We start from the raw sequence: 23,685 nt of genomic DNA on the forward strand, positions 1-23,685 counted from the left end.
GGCTGGCGCGGCAGTCGCTCGCCAGCCTGCTTTTACGCTGCCAGCTTTAACCGCGCCACAAAGTCGGCCCATGTCAGCCGCGCGTCGATCTGTTCGAACACCTTGATCTGCCGCCCGGCGATTTCCTCGCCATAAGTGCAGTCGGGTTTGATGCGGCGCGCAAGTCGGTCCACCGCCTTGCTGCTTTCGGTGGTCAGCGCGGTCAGCAGCGTAAGCGGGCTGTCGCCCATCGGCCATGTGCCGCCAAGGTCGACAAAAGCGGGCGGTGTGGTGAACTTGTCATAGATCCACCGGCCCAGCGGCGATGCGGCGCGCATGTCCGCCGCCAGTTCGGCCACCGACATCTGCATCTGGCGATAGGCGCCCTGCGGTACCTGCCAGAACGGAATCTGCGTGCGTTCGATGACGTGCCGCGCCGCTTCGATATCGGTGGCAAGGTTGTATTCCCAGCCGCCGTCGGGCCAGTTGCCCCCGCCGATCCACACCACCGATGCAATGCGCCCCGCAATGCGTGGTTCCAGTTCCAGCGCATCGGCCAGATTACTCAACGGGCCGCCGCAAGTGAAGATCAGCGGCAGCGGATCATCCCGCATCGCTTCGGCCACGATGGCCTTTGCCGCATCGGATGGCGGTCCTTCGCGCGCGCCATCGCGCCCGGCCTTTATCGCAATGCCCTTGGCTGCCGGGATTTGCGCCATAAGCTCGGCTGCCAGTTTGGCACCCTCAGCCGTCGCGGTCCCTTCGGGATACGTCGACAGCTTGGGGTCCACCAGCGATACCGTGACCAGCACCGTGCGCGTCTTTTCCGCCAGCAACTGGTGCGCCAGCGCCACCAGCCCATCGGGATCGCCTTCAAAATCGTTGTCCACGATCACGCGGGCCGAGGCGCGCTGTGGTATCCATGGCTGGGCAAATGCCGGATCGGGCCATATCGCGGCGGGCAAGGCGCTGGCCGCAACCCCGCTTGCCATGCCTGCAAGAACGCTGCGCCGGTCTGGTCGTGTCATCACTTGGTCGGGTAATCCTTTGCCTCTTCCAGCACCGGCAGCGTTACCGCGCCGGTTGCCGCCCATTCCGTGCCGCGCAGGATCAGTGTTTGCAAGGGCTGGAAGTGCAGCGAAACCTCGTCATGCCCCAGCGTGACCGAGAATACGCGGCCCCTGCCATAATCGGCAGTCCACACTTGCGGATGGTCGGCATCGATGCCCTTCATGGCTTTCAGCTTTTCCGGCGTATAGGCCGTCACCGGATATTTCGGCCCGGTCAGCTTCGGGTCATAGCTGGCGGCACTGTCGCGCGCGGTGGCCAGCACATGGATCTTTGCATCCGGGTCCATTGCCATGTTGGTGTACATGTCGTCGTTATAAGTCCACACGAATTCGCGCATACCTGCGGTAATCGGGTGGGTGCGGTCCACGATATGCACCGGAAACGCGCCGGGTGGCGAACGGCGGCTCGATCCCGGCTCCATCACCGCACCGATCAGCCGCTTGTATTCAGGAATATCGCGCCCCCATGTGAACGACGAATGATAGGCGACCAGCCCGCCGCCTTCGCGCACATATTGATACAGCGCCTTGAATGCCCCGTCCGACCACACTTTCTGGTCCTTGTCGGCATAGTTCCAGCGGCTGGAATAGTTCAGCAACACCACGTCATAGGCTTTCAGCGTGTCCAGCGTGCCGTTGTCGAAATCTTCGGTCACGCGCACGTCAAAGCGTTTGGTGTCGTGCATCATGGTGCGCAGCATGTTGTTCACGCCGGTCCAGTCATGCTCATAGGAATTGCGGCCCGAAATAATCAGCACCTGCAGCCGTTTTTCTGCCGGGTTCACCGGGATCGCCACGCGCTGCACCGTTTCGGGCGGGCGGTAATCGATGGTGACGATCACTTGCGCCGCCGCAGGCACGCCCATACATGCTGCCATCAGCGCGACCACAACCTTTTTCATCACTCGTTCCCCTTTGTGATTATTCAGCCGGCGCCAGATTGCGCGCCGCCATCTCTTCGCGGATGCGCCCATGCAGGGCGTCCATCGGCCACAGCAGCGTCACCCCGGTCTGGATCGCCAGCAGCACTACCGCGCTGCCATACCAGCTCCACCGGATCGCCCCGCGCGCGGCATCGGTCACCGCATCGGGCGCATATCCCACCGCGCCCAGCATGAAAGCAAACCCTGCCGTGCCCAGCGCCATGCCCAGCTTGGTCGAAAGGCTGATCCCGGCGGACAGCAGCCCTTCACGGCGGCTGCCGAACTTCCATTCGTGATAGTCCACCGTTTCGGCAATCATGGCGAAGGCGGCGGTGATGGTGAACGACGTGGCAAGGCAGGCGGCAATATAGATCGCCAGAAATGCCGGAACGCTGCTTTCGGCCAGCGGCAGCACCGCAAACAGCACGGCTGACAATGCCAGCACTATCACGCTGCCCCGGCGAATGCCCATCCGCGCCAGAAACGGCGGTGCGACGAACGATGACAGCAGCAGCATGCCCGATACCGCAGGTAGCATCACCGAAATCATCCACGGCTTGCCCAACACTTCGATAGCGAAATAGGCGGTGGACGACATCATCACGCCAAAGCGGATGAAGTAGAGCAGGCAGCATGCAAACACCACCAGCCACGCCCGGTTGCGCAACATCTCGCGCACGGCGGGCATGATGGCAAAGTCTGGTGCGGCTTTATCCTCAAACCGTTCGCGGCAATTGCGATAAAGCGCCATTGTGCAGACGAGGCCGATGACGGCAAACAGCGCGGCGACCGACTGGAACCCGCGTTGCTGGTCATCTCCGCCAAACAGTCCCACCAGCGGCAGGACCGCCGCCGTGCCCAGCACCACCGACATCGACGTGCCGACCGACCGCATGCCCGAAAGCTTCAGCCGCTCGCCCGTATCGCGTGTCATCATCGGCATCAGCGCGGTGAACGGAATGGCCTGCAACGACATCAATATGCCCAACGCCTTGAACGTGACGAAGGCATAGGCAAGCTGCGCCCCCTCGCTCCACTGCGGCACTTGGAACAGCGCTACGGTAACCAGCGCATAAGGCACGGCGGTAAACAGGAAATAGCCGCGCGTGCGGCCCCAGCGGCTGCGGGTCTTGTCCACCGCGATGCCCACCATAACGTCGATCACCGCGTCCAGCAGGCGGGCGACGAGGAACACCGTCCCCACGCCCGCCGCCGGCAGGCCGACCACGTTGGTATAATAAAACAGCAGGAACCCGCTTGCCATGTTGTAGGCAAGGCTGGTGCCCATGTCGCCCATGCCATAGCTCAGGCGTTCGGTCAGGCGCAGTTTCTGGTCTTGCATGGCCACGATCCCTCTCCCGGATGCAGCGTGGATTTGGTCCGTCAGAGCGCCAGCGTTTTGCGGGTCAGCTCCAGCGATGCGTCCATCGGCACGGTGGGAAAGTATTCCAGCCCGATCGCGCCCTGATATCCTAGATCGCGCAGGGTGGCGGTGACGTCGGGCCAGTTCACGCTGCCGGTGCCCGGTTCATGGCGGTCTTCCATGTCCGCCACCTGCACATGCGCCACCAGATGCATTCGCCCGGCCAGCACGTGCGCCATATCTTCGCCCATCACGGCGCTGTGCCACACGTCATACAGCAGGCGCAGGTTGGGGCTGCCCACGGCCTCGACAATATCCAGACCCAGCGTGGTGCTTACCAGATACATCGCGGAAAACAGCCGGGTGTTCAGCGGTTCCAGCAGCAGGATGACGCCTGCTTCTTCGGCCATCGCAGCGGCCTGTTTCAACACCGCCACCGCATTGGCAAAGTGGTCCGCCTCGCTCATCCCTTCCACACGAAAGCCCGACGCCACGATCAGCGGCGGATGGCCAAGCGCAGCGGTGGCGGCAATGGTGTCGGCCACGGCGGCCAGCATTTCCGCGTGCTCTGCCGGGTCGACAATGGAACGGCGCGGGTCGACGCAAACTCCGGTCAGTCCCACGCCGGTTTCGTCCAGCGCCTGCGCTATCGAGTCCATCGGCTTGTCGCGCCACAGATGAAATTCCACGGCATTCAGCCCGGCGGCCTTTGCGGCATGGATGCGCGCAGCCAGATCGCCAGCTTCGGCAAAATGCCATTCGATGCAGGTGGACAGGGAATAAGGGGCAGAAACAGCAGCAGACACGTCGATCTCCCAATCGGCGGCCCCACGACGGCCCCTGCATCCGCGTTGTGCGGAAGGCCCGTTTGCCTGGCGGCTTTGATCGCCGCTACTTTATTAGAACCTATGTTCTCATTGAAGGGGCGCGGCGTCAAGCCGGTTGTCGTATGACTTCCGAAAACATGCCAAAGAATATCTGCCGTATCAGCCGGAATAGCGCGGTTTTGACCAAATACTGCGGCTTTGGACAGTGTGGCACAGAAGACTCACCACCTACAATTTGTAACAGTGCTGACAGCGTAATCTTGACAGCGCTGACAGCTGCCGCCAGCATTCCTGTTAGCGAGCGACGATTCGCATGGATGAGAGGAGAGTGCTGAAAGCTGGCGCGATAGCGCATAGGCGATGCCGTTCCGTGCGGGGAAGGCTGCTCGCCATTTATCCATAACACACTGCAATCGGTTGTCCGTCGGACCGGGAAGGGTCCTGCGCGTGCAGCCACATGTTCCTTGAGAGGGAGGACGAACATGAAGAAAACAATTCGTTTCGCGTGTCTGGTTTCGGCCATCGCGCTCAGCCATCCGGCATTTGCCCAGGATGCGGCTGACCAGCAGGTTGCCGATGGCGATATCGTGGTTACGGCAAACCGTACCTCGTCGCTGCTTTCCAAAACTCCGATCGCGATGACCGCGGTTGCCGGTGATGACCTGATCCAGTCGGGCATTTCCAACCCCACCCAGCTTGAAGAAACCGTTCCGAACCTGTCGATCGTGCGCGGCAACGGCCTGCAGATCACGATCCGCGGCGTGACCAGCACCGACGGCACCGAAAAGGGTGACCCTTCGGCCGCCTTCATGCTGAACGGCGTCTATCTGGCCCGGCCGCAGGCGCAGGAAGTCTCGTTCTTCGATATCGAACGCGTCGAAGTTCTGCGCGGTCCGCAGGGCACGCTTTATGGCCGTAACTCGACCGCTGGCGTCATCAACATCCTGTCGGTGCAGCCGAAGTTTGAATTTGGCGCGCGTGCAGATGCTTCCTATGGCAACTTCAACGCTCTGAACGGCACTGCCGTCATCAACCTGCCTGCCAGCGACACCATCGCATTCCGCGTGGCCGCCAATATCGATCAGCGCGACAGCTACCTGATTGACGGCAATGCCGCCGACGGTATCGGCATCGGCAAGTTCAAGAACAACAAGTCGGTTCGTCTCTCGGCGCTGTTCAAGCCTTCGTCGGACCTCAGCGTTTTGCTGGTTGGCGACTATAGCTGGATCAAGGGCAGCCCCAGCAACGGTGTTGCGCCGTCGAACTTCTACAGCAACATCGTCAGCGGTGCGCGCTCGACCTTCGAACGTCCGACCTATAGCGAACCTTCGGCTACCGCTGGCCGCACGCTTACCGGCGCGCAGGGCCAGTACACGTTCCGTGACAGCACCGAACGTGGCGTGATGGGCGAACTCAACTATTCGATGGGTAACGTCACGCTGACTTACGTTGGTTCGTATCGCGAATCCGACCGTAAGGAATTCAGCAACCTCGGCGCAACGCCGGTCACGGCTGACTTCTACGGCAGCTATTGGCAGACCTCGCACGAACTGCGTCTCGCCTATGGCGGCGACGGTCCGCTGCAGGCCCAGATTGGTGGCTACTACTTCAAGGAGAAGTCGGGAATCGCCTTCTTCATCAACAACCTGCTTGGCCCCAACACGCGTTTCGGCTTCCCGCAGGACCCGACCATTGCTGAAAACAAGTCGGCTTTCGGTCAGGTTACCTATGAACTGGCACCTGATCTGAAGGTGACCGGTGGTGTGCGCTACTCGAACGACCTCAAGTCGCGCGTTGGTGCCACCGTGCTTGATACCTACACTTACGTTGGCGATTCCTCGAACATCGGTAACTTCGTCAGCCGCGCCACGTTCCAGACCAACAATGCCGAACGCACGTTCAGCCGTGTTACCTGGCGTGCAGGCGTCGACTACGACAGCCCGCTGGGCCTTGTGTTCGCCTCGGTTTCGACCGGCTACAAGGCAGGTGGCTTCAACGACGGTTGCGAAATCGGCAAGGGACCGAACTGCGGTCTTCCTGCCGCCGCGCTCTATTACGAGCCTGAAACCCTCACCGCCTACGAAGCAGGCTTCAAGTTCCGCATTTCGCCGGAATTCCGCCTCAACGGCACGCTGTTCCACTACGACTATTCGGGCCTGCAGCTTTCGCAGGTTTCGAACGCCTGTGGCGGTCCTTGCCAGATCACCACGAACGCCGCCAAGGCCAAGATCGATGGTGTCGAACTGGATGCTACCCTGCAGCCGGTCGACAACTTCTCGATCCGCCTCGCGCTCAACTATCTTGATGCGCGTTATGACCAGTTCAGCCCGCAGGCAGGCATCAATTTCGCCGGTCGCGCTCTGAACCGCAGCCCCAAGTGGAGCTGGGTCGCCGGTGTGAACTATGTGATCCCGGTGGGCGATGGCAAGGTTGTGCTTGATGCGCAGACTGCTGCTCGTAGCCAGTACGAAGTCACTGATCTTGCGAACTTTGTTTACTTCGCACAGCCGGGTTATTCGAAGTCTGACGCTTCGATCACCTACAACGCGCCGGAAGATCGCTTCTATGTCGCGGGCTTTGTCGAGAACATCGAGAACAATCTCGTGATCACGGGCGCTGGCGTGGGTGCATTCGGTTCGGTGACCTTCTCCGATCCGCGTACCTATGGCGTTCGCGCCGGGTTCAAGTTCTGATCTGAATACATTTTCCTCCTGAACTGACAGGGCGGTCCCGTTTTGGCGGGGCCGCCCTTTTTCTGTGCCGCACACCGATCAATACAGGTCAGGATCACGCGGTCGTTTATGCGGGTATGAATTCAACCGGCAGGTGTTCGATCGTGAACAGCGTGTTGTTCGCTCTTCGGCGGATATCACCGACCAGCCGGATTTCCGAGACATGCGCAAGCAAGGCGGCAAGCACGGCTTCCATTTCGAACCGCGCCACCATCTGACCAAGACATTGATGGATGCCAAAGCCGAAGCCGACGTGGCCGCTGGCATTGCGCGACACATTGAAGCAGTCGGGGTCGGACCATTGATCGGGATCGCGGTTGGCGGCTGCCAGAAACAGCACGACTTTCTGCCCTTGCGGGATCGTGACATCGCCAATGTTGACCGCCCTGCTGGTCGTACGAAAGAAGGTTTGGGCTATACCGGCCCACCGCAACGTCTCCTCAATGGCCTTTTTGGCCAGCGATGGATCGGCGCGCAGTTTCTGCCATTCCTGCGGATGCAAGGCCAAGGCATACAGCAGCCCGGCAATGCCATTGACCGTCGTGTCCACCCCGGCCGTCAGGAACGAGCGCACCAGCCGCTCTGCTTCCTGTTCGGTACAATCGCCACGGTCGGCGGCGGCATAGACATCTGCAGCCCAGCCTGATCCTTTAAGATTTTCGCGGCGGCAGGCCTGCATGACCCATTCTGTTGCCGGCCCTGCCGCAGCCAGACTTTGCGCAAGCAGGGCATTGCGCGGGCCGAATGCGTTGAAAGCGGTCATCGCATAAGGCAACAGGTTCTCCCGCCCATCGTCGCGCAGGCCGATCATGTCGGGAAAAACGCCCAGCGGGAATGCCTCTGCCAGTTCGGGCACGGCATCGAACTGGCCTTTCCCGGTCAGGCCAGCCACCAGGTCCGCTGCCTTGTCCTTCCATTCGGGCAGACGTGCCTTCAGGCCCGGCAGCGCGGCAACTTTGGTCATCAGCCCGCGCGTGCGATTGTGCAGCGGCGGATCGGCTTCCAGCAGAAGCGAAGGCGGGCGCCAAGGCTCTTCCTGCGCAAAGTCGGCAAGTCCAACGCCTCTGGAAGACACGAAGGTTTCCCAATCATGCAATGCTGCACGAACATCAGCAAAGCGGGCCATGCCATAGCAGCTATAGCGAGGCAGCCTGAAGACCGGTCCCAAAGCCCGCAGCGCATCGTGATGGGCAAAGGGATTAGCCAGCACTTCTGCGGCATAAGGATCGAAGTCGGTTTCGGGTATGGTCATGCAAATTGCCCTGCGGTGTGATCCTGCTCTGTTTTCAGCAAAGCCTCGATCTTGCGCCGAACCTTCACCGCTGGCGCGTCAGACCTGACCAGAAGTTCGCGTTGGCGCAGGGCTGCTGCATCAAGATCGCGTTCGACCGCTTCAATCGCGTCGACATCCTGTTGACGGATCTTGCAGTCGGATTCGTACTGAAATGCGTCAAGCGCTTCACTGTCGAGCCGGAAGTTGCGCGTCGCAAAGCCGAAATAGTGCGTGCTGTTCGCGGTTTCGGGTGTGATGCCGTGAAGAATATTAAGCGTGCCAAGGTCTGGCGGAACATTAACATCGCCGTTGATCGCAAGCGTGATCGGCAGGCTGGTGCGGATGAATTCCGGGCCATAATAATCGGTCAGCGAAAGAAAATCCGACAGACCCTCAAACTGTGCTTCGGGTCCGAAAACCAACTCGTGAAACGCGGTGAACGGCACCTTGCCGGTGCGCGACACGCGATAGCTGATCTCGCGTTCCTCTTCGACAACCGGCGGGTTCCGCATCGCTTCGCCACCACCGATATGGTGATGCACATAAGGCAGATGGGTCAGATCCATCAGGTTGTCGACCAGAAGCTGGCTGCGCCCCTTCATGTGAAAGTAGTTGGCCGAACTATAGTGCCAGCCCGGCTGATTGAGGCCGAAATCCTCGTAAGGTGGAATCAGTGACGGGTCGCATTTGTCGGCATCGCCCATCCAGATCCAGCACAGCGGTCCGCGCTCGATGATCGGATAAGTGGGCTGGCAGAAACCTGCACCGGTGCCTTGCGATGGAATTTCACTGCACTTGCCATCGGCCTCGAACACGAAGCCGTGGTAACCGCACACCAGCGCGTCGCCCCGGACTTTGCCTTGTGCCAGCGGGAAATAGCGATGCGGGCACAGGCCATACATGGCGACAGGTTCGCCGTTTTCCTTGCGATAAAGCGCAACCGGAAGGCCAAGCAGCTTGCGCCCCAACGGCTCGCGCGAAATTTCGGATGCAAACGCGGCAATATACCAGCGGTTGCGAACGATGGAACTGGGCGTTGAGAAGGGATACATGACGGCTCCTCAGAACGTGTCGAGATCGCTGGCCACAACCACAGGGCCGGAATAGGCGGCGCTGATATCCTTGAGATACCGCAAAATATCGGCGCTCGAAGGATCATCCCCGGCAAGATGCGTCACCACGACAGACTTTACCGCCGCCACGCGCGCCAGCTTGCCGACATCTGCCGGGGTAAGGTGATGTTTGCGCAAGTGTTCGATGGCGTTCAGAATCTGCGGTGCCCCGGCGTCGGGTGAACTGCGACGGATCGCTGCCACCGTGGCATCAAGATCGATCATTTCGGACACCAGCAGATCCGCGCCTGTGGCCAGTTCCTCGACCGCGCTGCTGGGGCCGGTGTCTCCGGTATAGACAATGCACCGGTCCGGCAGGTCGAAGCGCAAGGAAACCGATTGGAACCGCGCATCCATATCGCTGCCCTTGGCAAAGTCGTAATGCGTGTTCTGGCGCGCTCTGACGGTCATCGGGCCTACCGGCAGCGATTGACCATCAGCCAGTTCGATCACCTCGACAGTGCTGGCCGGATCGTCAAAACCTTGGCCGGGAATGCCGTAGCCTGCGATGCTGACGGGCTTCATCGAACCGACCAGCCCTGCCACCAAACCCTTGATTCCCGCAGGGCCATAAATCGCCAGTCTGCCCGGAACCCGCGTCTGCAACCGCAGGCCCAGCAGCGCGCCAAGGCCGCCGGTATGATCGAAATGCAAATGCGAAATGAACACGGCCCTGATCTGGCCAACGCGAACGCCGATCTTGGCAAGCTGTTGCACCGTGCCGTCGCCCGCGTCGATCACATAGACATCCGTCCCCACCAGCAGCGCGTTGGCCGGTTGCGACCGGGCGGCACTGGAAACCGGGCCGCCCAGCGTGCCCAGCGTCACGAACTGGTTTGCATGCGCTGCCGGTTGGCCGGTTGCGGCGCGCTGCAACGGTGTTTGTGCTGCAGCAACGGCTGGTATCCCTGCGGCACCAATCATTGCGGCAGCAGCCAGGAATGGTCGGCAAATGCCGGGCCGCTTCGTCATACTTCCACTCCCACCATAAGATTGAGCAGGCGGGCCGCATTGAGGCCAAGCACTTGCGCACGGGCGGCTTCCGGCAACTGGCTCAGAAACCCCACAGGGTCCGGCTCTGCCATGTCAAAAGGATAGTCGCTGCCCATGCAGACATGGTCGGCGCCATATCTTGCCACAAGATAATCCAGCTGGCTGCGGTCAAACACCAGTGAATCAAACCACACCTGTTGCAGATAGCTCGACGGTTCACGGGCTATGTGCTGGCGGCAATCTGCGCGTGCGCGGAACGCATGGTCCATGCGTCCGTGGTATGCGGGCAGATAACCGCCGCCGTGGGCCACGCAGATCTTCAGGCCGGGATGACTGTCCAGCACCCCGCCAAATATCAGATGGCTCAGGGCAAGGGTGGATTCCAGCGGATTGCCGATCAGATTGTTCAGATAATGATCCGACATTCGTTCGGCCTGGGTGAAGCCCAGCGGATGCAGGAACAGCAAAACGCCCAGCTCTTCGGCGGCGGCAAAGAATGGACGCAGTGCAGGGTCGGCCAGATCGCGCCCGCCGACATTGGTGCCAATCTCGATGCCGCGCAGACCGCAATCGTTCACTGCCCGACGCATTTCGGATACGGCCATCTGCGTGTCCTGCAGTGGCACTGTGCCGATACCGACCAGCCTGACGGGCGCGGAAGCAGCCGCTTGGGCAATGGCATCGTTGATCGTCATCGCCAGTTCGCGGCCCAGTTCGGGCGCTGCGAAATAGTAATACTGGCCGGGGTTGGGGCTGATGGCCTGCACATCAATGCCCAACCGGTCCATGTCTTCAATCCGCCGGGTTACCCCGTTCAGTTGCGCACCGATTTCGGCAAACATGCGCGCATTCACCGCATCGGACGCCGGGCAGGAAAATGGCAATCCGCGCGGCAATTGGGGCATTTCGGCGCGAATGCGCGCCTCGGCGGCGGCAACGTTCATGTGGGCATGAATGTCCACCACCAGATGCCGCCCCTGCTGTCTGACCAGCGTTGGCTGATGCCCGGCGTGTCGGTGTGTTGCCGTCATTTCCCGCACTCAGGCCGTTTCGTTTACGGGAAACGGGCCCCAGGTCCAGGTGCGGCCATTGCTATCCTCGGCCACGATATTGTTGCGCTGCCGCCCAAGATAGGTCAGCTCGCCCTCCATCACGTCGCCGGGGCGCAGCCAGCGGTTGCCATGGAACGCGCCATTTCCCGGTGGTGAACCGGTGGACAGAAGATCGCCCGGCGTCAGGCGGATACGTTCCGAAGCATAGGACAGGATTTGCTCCGGCGTGAAGATCATGTCGGTCACGGGCCAGTCCTGCATAGTCTGACCGCTGACTTTCAGCTGGATACGAATATCGTCGAACTTCACAAACTGCTTGGGCACGATGAACGGCCCGAGCGTCTTGAAATTGGGTTGATGCTTGCTCACCCAGTCGAACATGAACCGCACGTCGGTCCGGCGAAATTCGTCCACGGTGCCGATGTCGTTGATCGCCACGTACCCTGCAATCAGGTCGTTGGCCTCTTCAGGTCTGACATAGCGGCCGGTCTTGCCGACGATCACGCCCAGTTCCATTTCCCAGTCCGGGTGTTCGCCCACCAGCGGCAGGGGCACATCGTCGTTCGCACCGGCCAGCGATGAATGCAGGCCCGTCCAGAAGAACGGCATGCCTTCGCGGGCGCGCCGGTCGACTTCGGCAAGGTTGCGCTGGAAGAAATCCTCGTCGCTTTCGCCCGGTTTGCGGTTTTGCTGGTTGAACTTGTTGTGCGTCATCATCTCGGCAACGTGCTGGCGATAATTCGACCCGGCAAACAGCATGTTGGGATGGGCAAGGCAGGGCAGGGCGTGCAGCGTCGCAAAATCGTGCTGCGGCCCTTCACGCCGCGCCGCAATGTCGACCAGCGCATCGAAGGCCCGTTCCCAGTCATTGAAAATGGCGTGGGTATCGTACCAGCGTGAACCAAGGTCGATCACCGTGCCGTCCGGCAGTACAAGGCCGGGAAACGCGCTGGCACCTGGCACCGCATAAGTGCCGATCCCGAAAGATCCGGCGGCAAGACCGGTGGCGGGATGAAATTCTGTCATGGTCGGGCCTCCTTGGGAAATATTTGAAATCAGGCGAAATAGCGGGTCGGCTCATCGTCCGACCATTCGTCCATCACGACTGTCGAGATGTCGTGGAGGTTGGTGCCATCCTGTGTGCGGAACAGGTCGGTGTCCGAAAACGTCTCGAACCGTGCGCCATCAGGCGCGCGCCACACGTCGAATACATGGCTGCCATGGGGATGGCGGCCAACGCCCCAGATCGGGTCATAGGCTTTTGACCCAAGATAGCGGTGGGTGCGCTGCTGGGCTTCGTAATCCTGCGTTTCGAACGATATGTGGTGGCAGCCGCCCCGCTCGTCCTGCATGAATGCCAATGTGTGATGGTCGACATATTCATCGCCGCGATCGAGCCGGAAGAACCCCACGATCTTTGCCTGCGGCTGGCCGGGGATGTGGTAGATATCGCTGCCGACAAGGCCCAGCGTCTTTTCATACCATGCCGATGATGCGGCAAAACTGCGCACAAACAGCGCCAGGTGACCAAGCCGCCACAGCCGGGCCGGTCCCCGGTCGCGCGGATGCTGGTTGCGCCCCAGCCGCACCTTGCGCAGCGGGGTATTGATGAGCAGTTCCGGATAGGCTTCGCGCGCGGGATGGCGGTCAGACCCATGCACCAGCATCACCTGATTACCGTCCGGGTCTGTCAGCGTGACACAGCGCCCCCCGCCGGGCAGCAACAGATCGCGCACCGGCGTCGCGCCATGGTGCGTCACCGCTTCTTCAAGCGATGCAGCATCGTCCACTTCGAAAGCCAGTCCAACGAAACGATTGTTGCTCGCCCTGACCGCAACATAGGCGCATTGGTCCTCGCCGCCTGTCCGCATGAGCAGCCGCTCGGCGCTCCGCTCGGCCGTAATCAGCCCGAAATCGGTGCAGAATTGTTCCATCGTGTCGAGATTTTCGACCTGAAACTCGACGTGGTGAAGGCCTTTCAGGCGCATGGGTCAGTGTCTCCGGAGTTGATCGCGGACAAGTGTCAGAACTCTGCCGACAGGCGCAGGCCATACGTGCGCGGCGGGGTGAAGCTGCCGGTGGCAAATCCGATGGGAGATGCCGATGCCTGAAACAGGCGGCGGTCGCCTTCGATGTTGGTGACAAAGGCCGTGGCTGACCATTTGCCGTCGCTGTCGCGCAAGGTCAGGCTGGCATTGCTGCTCCAGTAGGCCGGGGTCAGCATGAAATCGAGATAGTTGAAGTTGGTCCAGAACTTGTCGCGCCAACTGGTGTTGACTGCGCCCAGCAGTTCCAGTCCATCGGTAAGCGGCACGATCTGTTCTGCACCCAGGTTCACCGTCCACTTGGGCGATTGCAGCAATGGCCTGCCGGAACATTCAAATTCGATGACTGGCCCGGTTGGCGTCATGATGCTGGTGGTCGAACGCGGGCAGGCAAAGTTGTCGCGTGGGGCCAGCGTCTGAAGCTTCAGGCCCTGATATCTGGTGTCGAGATATTGGACCTTGGCAGACAGTATGGTCGATGCAAACGGCTTGGCCACAAGGTCGATGTCGAAGCCCTTGATCGTGGATCGACCGACATTCTCGTTGGTGTTCGCAACCGTCCCGGAAATTTCGCTATAGCTGAAATAGGTGATCTGCTGGTCTTTGTATTTCCAGTAGAATCCTTCGAAATTAAGCTGCAGGCGGTTATCCAGAAACCGGTTTTTGGACCCGATAGTATACGCGGTGATGAATTCCGGTTCATACGTCGCGCGGCCCCCGCCGATCTGCAGGCCGCCAGCGCGATATCCCGTCTCGACCGAGGCATAGAGCAGGTTTTCGGGGGCAGCCTCGAATTCGGCTGCTGCCCGCCATGTCAGGCGACTGAAATTGCGCTTCTGGTCAACTCTTTGCTCGGTTTTCAGAATGATGCTGCGGTCCGCAGGGTTGCCCGTGACCGGGTTGTACGAAATCACCGGGTAAACCTGCGTTCCGGCGGCATAGGGGATATTGCCGGGGATATAACCCTGAGAAACCAGCCAGCCATGCGTATCCGGTCCGTTCAGGAAATTGGGGAAGTGCGGCATGTTGGGGGTGCCATTGGCGCGTGTGCCGGCACATCCGATCGCGAACGAACGCGGCGGCGCGTCGGGCGGCGATCCGCCACACAGCGCGACAAACGTGGTCTGCGTGCCATCCATCGATTTGCTGTCGTCGGTGTAACGCAGGCCGCCGATCAGACGGAACCGTTCAGTCAGGTTGGCGGTAAGCTGGCCAAACGCCGCCCAGCTCTTGGTGCCGGTGCGGTAGTCCTGAATCGGCAGCACGAACTCCTGATTGAAGTTATTGTTGCCGGTGATCTTTTCGTCAAAATAAAATGCACCCAGAACGTAATCGAACATGCCCGCTCCACCCGCAAGGCGCAGTTCGGTGCTGAACTGGTCATATTCCTCGTTGAACTGGGCGGTGTTGAAGCCGGGGCCGTAAAATGCCGATGACCCTTTGGTCTTGCGATAAGCTGGAATCAGCGTGAATTCGCCGATGCCGGTCTTGAGTTTCGCTTCGGCATGAACGCCCCAGTAATCATAGTTGATCGACTGCTGTTCGTTCATGTCGGCAAGAAAGCCAAATCCGGGCGCGCCCAGCAATGTCCGGCGATAGGCGTTGGCCGCAGGTGTGTTCAGCCCTTCGCTTTCATCGAAGTCTGCCGGAATCAGCACATTGTTGCGGATGTTGCCAAGGTAGGAATCACCGGCACCCACGCCCTGAATTTTGGTGTAGTCACCGGCCACGCGCACGCTGAAATCGCTCGACGGTTCAATAAGATACTGCGCGCGAAGACCCCAGCGGTCCTGATCGTTCGACCCGTCGCGGTTGTATCCGTCGCGCTTCTGCAGCACTGCTGAAAGGCGGATGGCACTGTTTTCAGATACCGGTGCGTTCAGGAAACCTTCGGCGGAAATCGCGTCATAGTTGCCATATGATGCGGTGACACCGCCGCCCAGCCGGCCGATTTGCGGGTGGTTGGGAATGATGTTTACGGCGCCGCCAGTGGCATTGCGCCCATACAGAATGCCTTGCGGACCTTTAAGCACTTCAACACGGGCCAGATCGTAGAACGCAGATCCGAACGCGCCTGATGGACGGCCCAGCACTACGCCATCATAGTTGGGCGATATCGCCGCATCGAAATAGGCATTGTTGGTGATATTGCCGACGCCCCGCAGGAAAATCGACGTAACCTGCCCGCCAGCATTGTTGATCGAAATTGCTGGCACCGCGCGGCTAAGGTCGGTTGCATTGGCCACGCCCTGGCTGGCAAGTCCGGCCGCGCTGATCGCGTCAATCGCCACGCCAACGTCCTGCAGGTTCTGTTCCTTGCGTTGGGCGGTGACGATGATTTCTTCAATGCCGTTGCGGCTTGCAGTGCTGCCGGTGTCTGCCTCCTGCGCCTGTGCCTGCGCAAAACCGAGCACCGCCCACGCAGCGCCTGCAGCCAGTATTGCCTTGTTCATAGCCATCTCCCCTTCGCCGCCTTCTGTTTTCCGAAGACTGTTGATGGAGGTCAGTTGGCAGGTCTGCTTGATTCAGAAAAATCAATTGATAGAATACAAGAAATAGAAATCATCTATGGGTTGTGTAAATGCGCTTTGATCGTCTCGATCTCAACCTGCTCGTGGCGCTTGATGCCCTGCTGGAAACGCGCAGCGTGACCGAGGCGGCACGACGGCTGAACCTGACACAACCTTCGGTCAGCGCGGCACTGTCCCGCCTGCGCGACTATTTTGACGATGAATTGCTGGTGCAGATCGGTCGCCGGATGATGCCAACCGCCAAGGGCGAAAATCTGGCTCCGGCAATCAAGGAAATGCTCAATGTCGTACGTTTCCGGATAACGGCGTCGGATCGTTATGACCCGGCCCAGTCACGGCGCCGTTTTCGCATTGTCGCATCGGACTATGCGTTCGATGTCCTCGTGTCCAAGGCGCTTGCCAAGGCCGAACAAATGTCACCCTATGCCTGTTTCGATGTCAGCCCACCGGGGCCGCAACGGATGCGCGAATTTATCGACGGTGACATTGATCTGATGATTACCGTTTCCGAATACATTTTGCAGGATCATCCCAGCGAACTGCTTTTCTCAGACGAAGATGAAGTGATCTGCTGGGATCAGGGCGAATTTGCGCAAGGCATCACCGCGCAACAGTTTCTGGGCGCGCGTCACGCGGTCGCCGTGTTCGGGCAGGAGCGGATGCCCGCGCTGACCGAGCGTTACTTCGATGCCCACGGCATTGATCGCCACATCAGCCTGCATGTGCAAAGTTTTGCGGCATTGCCAGCAGCGGTTGTCGGCACCAACCGCATTGCCACCATGCACCGGCGGCATGCCCGGATGTTTTCGGCCAGCCATCCGATCAAGGTGCATCCCCTGCCAATTCCAGGCCCGGCTGTTGAAGAACGCATGCAGTGGCACAAATTGCGCGGCAATGATCCTGGCCTGCGCTGGCTTATGGATCTGATGCTCGACACCGTAAAACAGCTTCAGCCTGTATAGGGCCAGCTTGCGCCGGGATCACAGGCCTGATTGGCCTTGACCCCGGCGGAATGCGGCTATCGCGGTGCTTACTTCTTTTTGGCGGCGATCGCCTCGATCTCGATCAGGTATTGCGGTGCCACCAGTGCGGCCACCTGAAACGTCGAACGCGCCACGGTCGAAGGATTCTCGGCGGTCTTGAAGAATGTCTTGAAACCGTCGTTGGCCCCGGCAAAGTCCATTTTGCCAAGCTTCGGGTCCGCCGCCACGAACAGCGTCAGTTTGATGATATCGCCCATGGCATAACCGCGCGCTTCAAGGATCGTCTTGATCTTGTTCAGCACGCTGATTGTCTGCGTTTTGGTATCGCCGAAATCGTCTGCCGTCAGGCTCGGCCCCATCGGCTTTGCCGGGTCCAGCGGAGCGGCAAGTTGCCCGGACAGATAGATGGTGTCGGTCCCGGCCTTCACGTCCACCGCATCAAGGATCAGCGCGTTCGGGTTGGACTGGATTTTCGTCACTTGTGCAGATGCGGGAACGGCCAGCGTGGCAGCCAGAGCAGCGCCCGCGAATCCGGCCAGAAGACGGCCAGTGGCAAGAGCGGAAATACGCGGGGCAAAAGACCTTTCGAACGGCATTGAAGCTCCTTTTCACAGACGGGTGGCCGCATGTGGCAACAGTTGCGCAGTGTGCCAACCTTACGGCCCGTCCACCAGCTCGGCGACTCCCTTGTTACACCAATGTAAAAAGGGTGAATCATTTATAATCAATAACTTATAACATGATTTAGCGTTTGCGGGCAGGCGCTACGCTGAATGGCGTATGTATCCGAATGGCGATCAGGAGTGGCTTGAGGTTCAGATGCAGGCCTCCGCAACGGGGTGCCAGCATCCCAAAAAAGACGGACCGGGTCGGTTTCGAAACATCGCGAAACACATGCACCCGGCGGACATCAGGGAGAGGTCGACAAACAATTCAGGGGGTTACCATGTCGACCATTTCACGGGCCATCAGCGCGGTCCTGCTTACAACCACTGCCATTACCGCCGCCCATGCACAGGAAGCGCCTGCGGACGATCAGCCCCTTGCCGCAGACGAAATCGTCGTCACCGGCAGCCGCGCCGCTGGTGGTGCCGCTGCCGACTCTGCCGCGCCGGTCACGCTGCTGTCGGCCAATGCCCTGTCGCGTGTGGCGCAGCCCAACCTCAACCAGGCGCTGACCCAGCTTGTGCCATCCTTCACGGCGCAGACGCAGGGCACCGACATGTCCAACTTCTCGCTCAGCGCCCGCCTGCGCGGCCTCAGCCCCAACCACACGCTGGTTCTGGTCAATGGCAAGCGCCGCCATGGTTCGGCCATTCTTCAGGTCATCGCTGGTCCGTTTCAGGGTTCGGCCGCCCCATCCATTGACCTGATCCCGCCGGACGCTGTGCAGCGCATCGAAATCCTTCAGGAAGGCGCCGCTGCGCAATACGGGTCTGATGCCATCGCGGGCGTCATCAACATCATGCTGAAATCGGCTGATACCGGCGGCTCCATCCGCGCGCAGGCCGGGCAGTATTACGACGGCGAAGGTGATACCTACTCGGTCAGCGGCAATCTTGGCTATGCGCTGGGCGACAATGGTTTCCTCAACCTCACGCTGTTCCACCGCCGCAACGATTACACGTATCTCGGCGATGGCCAGATCACGGTTCAGGACATCAACGGCAAGGTCAACACATCGGTCCCCGCCGCGTTCCAGACGGTTTATGCCGGCCTCGATACTTCCAACATCAACGGTGGTCAGGCCAAGTCGGCACTGTCCATTGCCTTCTTCAACGCAGGCTATGATTTCGGTGGCGTCGAAGCTTATGCCTTTGGCGACATCGCTCGCCGCGATGGCAAGGCCAAGCAGGGCTACCGTCCGCCCAACCGCGTCTGCACCAGCTCTTCCAACCCTGCCTCGTGCTTCCAGAACACCGGCTACACCGGTTTCGTGCCGCTGCAGGAAGTGGTGCAGGATGAATGGTCGCTGACGGGCGGCCTGCGCGGTGAAGTATCGGGCTGGAGCTGGGATCTGTCCGCCGAATACGGCAGCGATACCAACAACATCTCCACCACGGAATCGGTCAACCGCTCACTCTATCTCAACACCGGGCAAAGCCCGACCTCGTTCTACGACGGCTTCTTCAAGCTGACCCAGTTCGTCACCACGCTGGACCTGAAGAAGGAATTCGACGCTGGCATGGCCGAACCGCTGACCGTGGCGTTTGGTGGCGAATATCGCCGTGAAACCTACGAAATCGGGCAGGGCGATAACCTGTCCACCTATTTCGAAGGTGGCCAGTCGTTCCCCGGCTTTGCCGCAAGCGACGCGGGCAAATACAACCGCAATGCCAAGGCGGTTTACCTCAACCTCATCGCCAAGCCGGTCGATGCGCTGACGGTCGACGTTGCTGGCCGTTACGAAGACTACAGCGACTTTGGCGATACCGCGATCGGCAAGATCACCGCGCGCTACGATTTCAGCCCCGCTTTCGCGCTGCGCGGCACGGCCAGCACCGGCTTCCGCGCGCCGACCCTTGCGGAATCGAACTATTCGGCGACCAACGTCGCCCCGACCAGCGCCACGGTCCAGCTTCCGCCCAACTCCACCGCTGCCGCGCTGCTCGGCTTCGGGGCGCTTCGCCCGGAAAAGTCCACCAACTTCTCGGTCGGCACCGTGCTGCGCCCGGTCGACAAGCTGGTGATGACGCTTGATGCCTACATGATCAAGATCAAGGACCGCATTGCGGGCACCTCGACCATTCGCGGCATTGTCAACGGCACCCCGCAGACCAACATCATCAACGGCATGACCGCATTTGCGGCGGTCAACGCGGCCATCGCGGCGCGCGGCGTCACGCTGGATTCGGCGGTTAACACCATTGGCGTTGCCACCTTCACCAACGGTATCGACACTCGCACCTGGGGCATCGATTTTCAGGCCCGCTACCCGGTCGAACTGTCGTTCGGCAAACTGGATCTGACGCTCAGCGGCAACTACAACGAAACCAAGGTGACCAAGAACGCCATCGGCACCTCGCTGTTCACCGCGCAGGCTGAAAGCTTCCTTGAAACGGCGCAGCCCAAGTACAAGGTGCTGCTCGATACCACCTTCACCTCTGGCCGGTTCAGCGCGTCGCTGCGCCAGTCCTATCAGGGCAAATCGTCGATCCTGGTGTTCCCTGCGGTCAGCGGCTTTGGTCCTTACGAAGGCGTGGTCAAGGCAACTCCGCTGACCGATATCGAACTGTCATACGACCTGACCGATAGCCTGACCTTTGCGATGGGCGCCAACAACCTGTTCGACAAAAAGCCTGAGATTCCCGAACTGGTCCCCACCACCGTCGGCGCTGGCGTGTCGCCTTATGTCAACGGCACCACCACCATCAACGCACCTTATGGCCACGGCACCTATGGCACCAACGGCGGGTTCTACTACGCCCGCATGGCTTTCAAGTTCTGATGACTGCCGGGGCGGGCCTGCCCCTGGCGGCCCGCCTCAACCCTTCGGCCAATCGCGCCGCAAAAAGTCGAGGCAAAGACCCAATGAAAAAGATCATCCTGCCTGCGCTCGCTACCGTTCTTGCCCTGTCCGTCGCCGCTCCTGTCATGGCTGCCCCGGCCAAGGCAAAGCCTGCCGTCACCCGCATCAAAAGCAATCCCAACGCCATCATCGCATCGTCGGCTACAGTGCCTGCGGGTTCCACGCTGCACTTCCTGTCCGGCTCAGTCGCATCCCCGGTTGATCCGGCAAAGCCCGAAATACTGGGCGATACCAAACAGCAAACCCTGTCGATCCTGACCAAGATGAAGGCCCAGTTGGAAGGCATGGGCCTTGGCATGGGCGATGTGGTCAAGATGACCGTGTTCCTTGTCGGCACGCCCGAAAACGGCGGGCGCATGGACGCGCCTGCCATGAACGAAGTGTTCAAGACCTTCTTCGGCACGGCGGAACAGCCCAACGTCCCCACCCGCTCCACCGTGCAGGTTGCCGCCCTTGGCCGCCCTTATGTGCTGGTCGAGATTGAGGCTATCGTCGCAAAGGCACCCTGAACCATGCGCAAGGCAACAAGGATCGGCGCGTTGGCCACGGGCGCTCTGGCACTGGCATCGACAGTGGCTTTGCGCGCGCAGGATGCCCCCGGCGGCGGTCCTACGGCGGTCGAAGTGGCTGATGAAGGCCGCGATGTTTACGAACAGATCTGTCAGGCCTGCCACATGGCCGATGCCAAGGGCGGCGGCACGCCGGGCGCGATGATCCCGGCGCTGGCGGGCAATCCCCGGCTGGCCGACAAGGACTATGGCACCATCATCCTGCTCAAAGGGCGGGGCGGGATGCCGTGGTTTTCCGACATGCTGACCAATGAACAGATGGCCGCCGCGCTCACATACGTCCGCAGCCATTTCAACGACTACAAAGACCCCGTGACCGTCGCGGATTTTGAACGGGTGAAGGACGCTTCGCCCCCTGTGCCCGATTGCAATTGCAGCCAGTGAACGCCCGGTCAGACATAAGGAAATTCCGATGAACGAAGTGCTTCCGCAAACCCGCCGCGATCTTTTGCGCATGATCGGTGCCACCGGCGGCGGCATGGCCATGTATCAGGCGATGACCGCGCTGGGCCACGCCGCCGAAACGCCGTTCACCGGCCCGCCGCAGCTTTCCGGCGCGCGCAAGGGCGCCAGCGTGCTGGTGCTGGGCGCGGGGCTGGCCGGTATGCTGGCCGCCTATGAACTGACCAAGGCGGGTTACAAGGTGCAGGTGCTGGAATTTCAGGACCGGCCCGGCGGGCGCAACTATTCCATTCGTGGCGGCGACAAGGTTGTGGAAGCCGACGGCACCACCCAGAACTGCACGTTTGCGCCCGGCAACTATGTCAATCCCGGCCCGTGGCGCATTCCGCACCATCACCGCACGCTGCTGCATTACTGCAAGGCGTTCGGGGTGGAACTGGAACCGTTCATCCAGATGAACCACAACACCTTCGTCCACAAAACCAAGGCGTTCGGCGGAAAGCCGCAGCGCTATCGTGAAGTGGCGGTGGATTTCAAAGGCCACGTATCCGAACTGATGGCCAAGGCGCTGAACGCGGGCGCGCTGGACGACAAACTGACCAAGGAAGACAAGGAAAAGCTGCTGGTCGCCATGCGCGAATGGGGCGTGCTGGACAAGAACATGGCCTATACCAGCGACCTGAAAGTGTCCGGCCAGCGCGGGTTCAACAAGTATCCCGGCGGCGGGGTGAACGGTGCGCCGGTGGCCTCAACCGTCAACGGGTTGTCCGATGTGCTGGATTCCAACGTCTGGACGCAGATGGGCTTCTATTTCGGCAATGTCATGCAGACCACCATGTTCCAGCCCAAGGGCGGCATGGACATGATTGGCAAGGGCTTTTTCCGCCAGATCAGCAAGCTGGTTCGGCTCAACACCCGCGTCACCGCGCTGGCGCAGGATGAAAAGGGCGTGACGGCAACGTGGGAAGACGCCAAGACCGGGCAGAAGGGCACCTCAACCGCCGATTATTGCGTCTGCACCATCCCCGCCACCATCCTCAGCCAGATCGATCTTCAGGTTGGCGCGCCGATGAAGGCCGCTTTGAAGGCGCTGCCCTATAGCAATTCGGTCAAGATGGGCCTCGAAATGAAGCGTCGCTTCTGGGAGGAAGACTATTCGATCTACGGCGGGCATTCCTTTACCGATCAGGCCATCGGCCTCATCTCCTACCCCAACTACGATTTCTTCAAGGACCGCCCCGCCGTGCTGCTGGGTGCTTTCGCCAGCGGGGCAGGGGGCTATCAGCTTGCCGGGATGACGCCCGAAAAGCGCATCGAAGCCGCCCTTGCCCAAGGCTCGGTGTTCCACCCGGCAGAATACCGCAAGGAGTTCACGTCCGGCGTGTCGCTGGCGTGGAGCCGCACGCCATGGATTCTGGGTTGCTGCGCGACATGGACCGAAGAAAGCCGCGCCGCTCACTATCAGAACCTGTGCGCCATGGATGGCCGCATCGTCATGGCGGGCGAACACGCCTCCTACTACGGCTGCTGGATGGAAGGCGCGCTGCTGTCCTCGCTCGATGCCATCACCCGCCTGCACCAGAAAGCGATGGCAGCGTAAGGCTGACAGCCTGCAAAAATGTGCGGGGCCGCTCTTACCGGCGGCCCCGCTTCCTCCCCAACTTAACCATCAACATGTCCCACCGCCGTTCGTGTCGAGCCAAGTCGAGACACCGCAGCGTTGGCTTAATTCGTCAAAGACCGGCCATGCGCTGACGCTGCGCGCTGGTCAGGGCAGCAACCTTTACCGCCGCATCACGGCGCAATTCGGCGCGGCACTTAAGGTCCGGCTGCGGACCTTTGCTCAACCGGTCGGACGGGTTGCACGCCTCGATCACAGCAAGGTCGATCTGCTTGTGCAGCCGGGCAACCTGTGCCGGATCGGTCAGGTCAAAACCTTCGCTCGAAATGGCAAGGTCCACCTTTTCGCGCGGGGCAGCCATGGCGGGAACAGCCAGCAACAGCGCCGATGCAGCCGAAAAGGCCGCGACAAAAGTCTTCATGGGTATCTCCTGCGAAGGAATGGGGCGGTTTGCCGCCCCTGTTCTTTCCCGGCGATCAGCGGAACCGCCAATAAACCGGACAAGCGTCAAGATACTGCGAGAGCCAGTTCAGGGCAAGCATGAGTGCATTGCGAAATGTTGCCGGTAAAAGGTGCAGGACATCTCGGCTAAAGAACTGATATAATTGATATTATATCAAGTCTGGCAACCTGCGCAGCCGCATCAAACCGGCAAAATGTGAAAAACGGCCAGAACCGCAC

General features: G+C 60.5%; 19 protein-coding genes. 6 read left to right on the top strand and 13 right to left on the bottom strand.

Translation table 11 applies throughout. The features are described 5' to 3' along the window. Positions 1–32: 32 nt before the first annotated feature. The 4 genes from OVA07_RS18320 to OVA07_RS18335 are packed head-to-tail and all read right to left on the bottom strand — an operon-like array spanning position 33 to position 4,141. Complete coding sequence (locus tag OVA07_RS18320) at positions 33–1,007, bottom strand: nucleoside hydrolase (protein WP_268173287.1); 975 nt, start codon at positions 1,005–1,007, stop codon at positions 33–35. Further along, positions 1,007–1,951, bottom strand: a complete 945-nt coding sequence (locus OVA07_RS18325) for a ThuA domain-containing protein (RefSeq protein ID WP_268173128.1) — start codon at positions 1,949–1,951, stop codon at positions 1,007–1,009. The genes OVA07_RS18320 and OVA07_RS18325 overlap by 1 nt, the downstream gene beginning before the upstream one ends. A gap of 19 nt (positions 1,952–1,970) precedes the next feature. Next, entirely contained in the window at positions 1,971–3,314 is a 1,344-nt protein-coding gene (locus OVA07_RS18330) for an MFS transporter (RefSeq protein WP_268173288.1), read from the bottom strand. 41 nt (positions 3,315–3,355) lie between these two features. After that, entirely contained in the window at positions 3,356–4,141 is a 786-nt protein-coding gene (locus OVA07_RS18335) for a TIM barrel protein (protein ID WP_268173129.1), read from the bottom strand. A gap of 503 nt (positions 4,142–4,644) precedes the next feature. On the opposite strand from OVA07_RS18335, the gene OVA07_RS18340 reads away from it, so the two are divergent. Continuing rightward, the gene (locus OVA07_RS18340) at positions 4,645–6,855 is read left to right on the top strand and encodes a TonB-dependent receptor (protein ID WP_268173130.1); all 2,211 of its coding nucleotides are present in this window, start codon (positions 4,645–4,647) and stop codon (positions 6,853–6,855) included. A 106-nt stretch (positions 6,856–6,961) separates the two neighbouring features. Here OVA07_RS18340 and OVA07_RS18345 read toward each other — a convergent pair whose 3' ends face one another. From OVA07_RS18345 to OVA07_RS18375, 7 genes are read right to left on the bottom strand one after another with little or no spacing between them, the layout of a single operon-like run. Next, complete coding sequence (locus OVA07_RS18345; RefSeq protein ID WP_268173131.1) at positions 6,962–8,146, bottom strand: cytochrome P450; 1,185 nt, start codon at positions 8,144–8,146, stop codon at positions 6,962–6,964. After that, positions 8,143–9,219: an aromatic ring-hydroxylating dioxygenase subunit alpha gene (locus OVA07_RS18350; protein ID WP_268173132.1), complete on the bottom strand. Its 1,077-nt coding sequence runs from the start codon at positions 9,217–9,219 to the stop codon at positions 8,143–8,145. Before OVA07_RS18350 ends, OVA07_RS18345 begins: the two co-directional genes overlap by 4 nt. Before the next feature lie 9 nt (positions 9,220–9,228). Continuing rightward, complete coding sequence (locus tag OVA07_RS18355) at positions 9,229–10,251, bottom strand: MBL fold metallo-hydrolase (protein ID WP_268173133.1); 1,023 nt, start codon at positions 10,249–10,251, stop codon at positions 9,229–9,231. Beyond that, on the bottom strand, positions 10,248–11,303 hold the full coding sequence (locus OVA07_RS18360) for an amidohydrolase family protein (protein WP_268173134.1): 1,056 nt from the start codon (positions 11,301–11,303) through the stop codon (positions 10,248–10,250). The genes OVA07_RS18355 and OVA07_RS18360 overlap by 4 nt, the downstream gene beginning before the upstream one ends. A gap of 9 nt (positions 11,304–11,312) precedes the next feature. Further along, positions 11,313–12,350 carry a fumarylacetoacetate hydrolase family protein gene (locus OVA07_RS18365; RefSeq protein ID WP_268173135.1) on the bottom strand — a complete coding sequence of 346 codons (1,038 nt, stop codon included), beginning with the start codon at positions 12,348–12,350 and terminating at the stop codon, positions 11,313–11,315. A 29-nt stretch (positions 12,351–12,379) separates the two neighbouring features. Beyond that, positions 12,380–13,312: a VOC family protein gene (locus OVA07_RS18370; RefSeq protein ID WP_268173136.1), complete on the bottom strand. Its 933-nt coding sequence runs from the start codon at positions 13,310–13,312 to the stop codon at positions 12,380–12,382. 35 nt (positions 13,313–13,347) lie between these two features. Beyond that, positions 13,348–15,822 carry a TonB-dependent receptor gene (locus OVA07_RS18375; protein WP_268173137.1) on the bottom strand — a complete coding sequence of 825 codons (2,475 nt, stop codon included), beginning with the start codon at positions 15,820–15,822 and terminating at the stop codon, positions 13,348–13,350. A gap of 128 nt (positions 15,823–15,950) precedes the next feature. On the opposite strand from OVA07_RS18375, the gene OVA07_RS18380 reads away from it, so the two are divergent. Next, on the top strand, positions 15,951–16,862 hold the full coding sequence (locus OVA07_RS18380; RefSeq protein ID WP_268173138.1) for a LysR family transcriptional regulator: 912 nt from the start codon (positions 15,951–15,953) through the stop codon (positions 16,860–16,862). Positions 16,863–16,930: 68 nt separating this feature from the next. On the opposite strand, the gene OVA07_RS18385 is transcribed toward OVA07_RS18380, so the two are convergent. Next, a complete protein-coding gene (locus OVA07_RS18385) occupies positions 16,931–17,479 on the bottom strand; it encodes a Rid family hydrolase (RefSeq protein ID WP_268173139.1) in 549 nt (182 codons plus the stop codon). A 350-nt stretch (positions 17,480–17,829) separates the two neighbouring features. Here OVA07_RS18385 and OVA07_RS18390 point away from each other — a divergent pair, with 350 nt between their 5' ends. From OVA07_RS18390 to OVA07_RS18405, 4 genes are all read left to right on the top strand, one after another. Further along, on the top strand, positions 17,830–20,331 hold the full coding sequence (locus OVA07_RS18390; protein WP_268173140.1) for a TonB-dependent receptor: 2,502 nt from the start codon (positions 17,830–17,832) through the stop codon (positions 20,329–20,331). A gap of 83 nt (positions 20,332–20,414) precedes the next feature. After that, positions 20,415–20,921, top strand: a complete 507-nt coding sequence (locus OVA07_RS18395) for a Rid family hydrolase (RefSeq protein ID WP_268173141.1) — start codon at positions 20,415–20,417, stop codon at positions 20,919–20,921. Positions 20,922–20,924: 3 nt separating this feature from the next. Beyond that, the gene (locus OVA07_RS18400; protein ID WP_268173142.1) at positions 20,925–21,365 is read left to right on the top strand and encodes a c-type cytochrome; all 441 of its coding nucleotides are present in this window, start codon (positions 20,925–20,927) and stop codon (positions 21,363–21,365) included. 28 nt (positions 21,366–21,393) lie between these two features. Continuing rightward, positions 21,394–22,983, top strand: coding sequence for a flavin monoamine oxidase family protein (locus tag OVA07_RS18405; protein WP_268173143.1), 1,590 nt, complete (start codon positions 21,394–21,396; stop codon positions 22,981–22,983). A gap of 133 nt (positions 22,984–23,116) precedes the next feature. On the opposite strand, the gene OVA07_RS18410 is transcribed toward OVA07_RS18405, so the two are convergent. Further along, a complete protein-coding gene (locus tag OVA07_RS18410; RefSeq protein ID WP_268173144.1) occupies positions 23,117–23,425 on the bottom strand; it encodes a UrcA family protein in 309 nt (102 codons plus the stop codon). Between the last annotated feature and the right edge of the window lie 260 nt (positions 23,426–23,685).

Source organism: Novosphingobium sp. SL115 (assembly GCF_026672515.1).
Classification (GTDB): domain Bacteria; phylum Pseudomonadota; class Alphaproteobacteria; order Sphingomonadales; family Sphingomonadaceae; genus Novosphingobium.

Excerpts from the sequence above, each read along its gene's own strand:
- OVA07_RS18380 (WP_268173138.1), top strand. The coding sequence starts at position 15,951 with ATGCGCTTTGATCGTCTCGATCTCAACCTGCTCGTGGCGCTTGATGCC.
- OVA07_RS18410 (WP_268173144.1), bottom strand. The coding sequence starts at position 23,425 with ATGAAGACTTTTGTCGCGGCCTTTTCGGCTGCATCGGCGCTGTTGCTG.
- OVA07_RS18400 (WP_268173142.1), top strand. The coding sequence starts at position 20,925 with ATGCGCAAGGCAACAAGGATCGGCGCGTTGGCCACGGGCGCTCTGGCA.
- OVA07_RS18405 (WP_268173143.1), top strand. The coding sequence starts at position 21,394 with ATGAACGAAGTGCTTCCGCAAACCCGCCGCGATCTTTTGCGCATGATC.
- OVA07_RS18385 (WP_268173139.1), bottom strand. The coding sequence starts at position 17,479 with ATGCCGTTCGAAAGGTCTTTTGCCCCGCGTATTTCCGCTCTTGCCACT.
- OVA07_RS18345 (WP_268173131.1), bottom strand. The coding sequence starts at position 8,146 with ATGACCATACCCGAAACCGACTTCGATCCTTATGCCGCAGAAGTGCTG.
- OVA07_RS18320 (WP_268173287.1), bottom strand. The coding sequence starts at position 1,007 with ATGACACGACCAGACCGGCGCAGCGTTCTTGCAGGCATGGCAAGCGGG.
- OVA07_RS18350 (WP_268173132.1), bottom strand. The coding sequence starts at position 9,219 with ATGTATCCCTTCTCAACGCCCAGTTCCATCGTTCGCAACCGCTGGTAT.
- OVA07_RS18360 (WP_268173134.1), bottom strand. The coding sequence starts at position 11,303 with ATGACGGCAACACACCGACACGCCGGGCATCAGCCAACGCTGGTCAGA.
- OVA07_RS18355 (WP_268173133.1), bottom strand. The coding sequence starts at position 10,251 with ATGACGAAGCGGCCCGGCATTTGCCGACCATTCCTGGCTGCTGCCGCA.
- OVA07_RS18365 (WP_268173135.1), bottom strand. The coding sequence starts at position 12,350 with ATGACAGAATTTCATCCCGCCACCGGTCTTGCCGCCGGATCTTTCGGG.
- OVA07_RS18325 (WP_268173128.1), bottom strand. The coding sequence starts at position 1,951 with ATGAAAAAGGTTGTGGTCGCGCTGATGGCAGCATGTATGGGCGTGCCT.
- OVA07_RS18340 (WP_268173130.1), top strand. The coding sequence starts at position 4,645 with ATGAAGAAAACAATTCGTTTCGCGTGTCTGGTTTCGGCCATCGCGCTC.
- OVA07_RS18375 (WP_268173137.1), bottom strand. The coding sequence starts at position 15,822 with ATGAACAAGGCAATACTGGCTGCAGGCGCTGCGTGGGCGGTGCTCGGT.
- OVA07_RS18370 (WP_268173136.1), bottom strand. The coding sequence starts at position 13,312 with ATGCGCCTGAAAGGCCTTCACCACGTCGAGTTTCAGGTCGAAAATCTC.
- OVA07_RS18390 (WP_268173140.1), top strand. The coding sequence starts at position 17,830 with ATGTCGACCATTTCACGGGCCATCAGCGCGGTCCTGCTTACAACCACT.
- OVA07_RS18395 (WP_268173141.1), top strand. The coding sequence starts at position 20,415 with ATGAAAAAGATCATCCTGCCTGCGCTCGCTACCGTTCTTGCCCTGTCC.
- OVA07_RS18330 (WP_268173288.1), bottom strand. The coding sequence starts at position 3,314 with ATGCAAGACCAGAAACTGCGCCTGACCGAACGCCTGAGCTATGGCATG.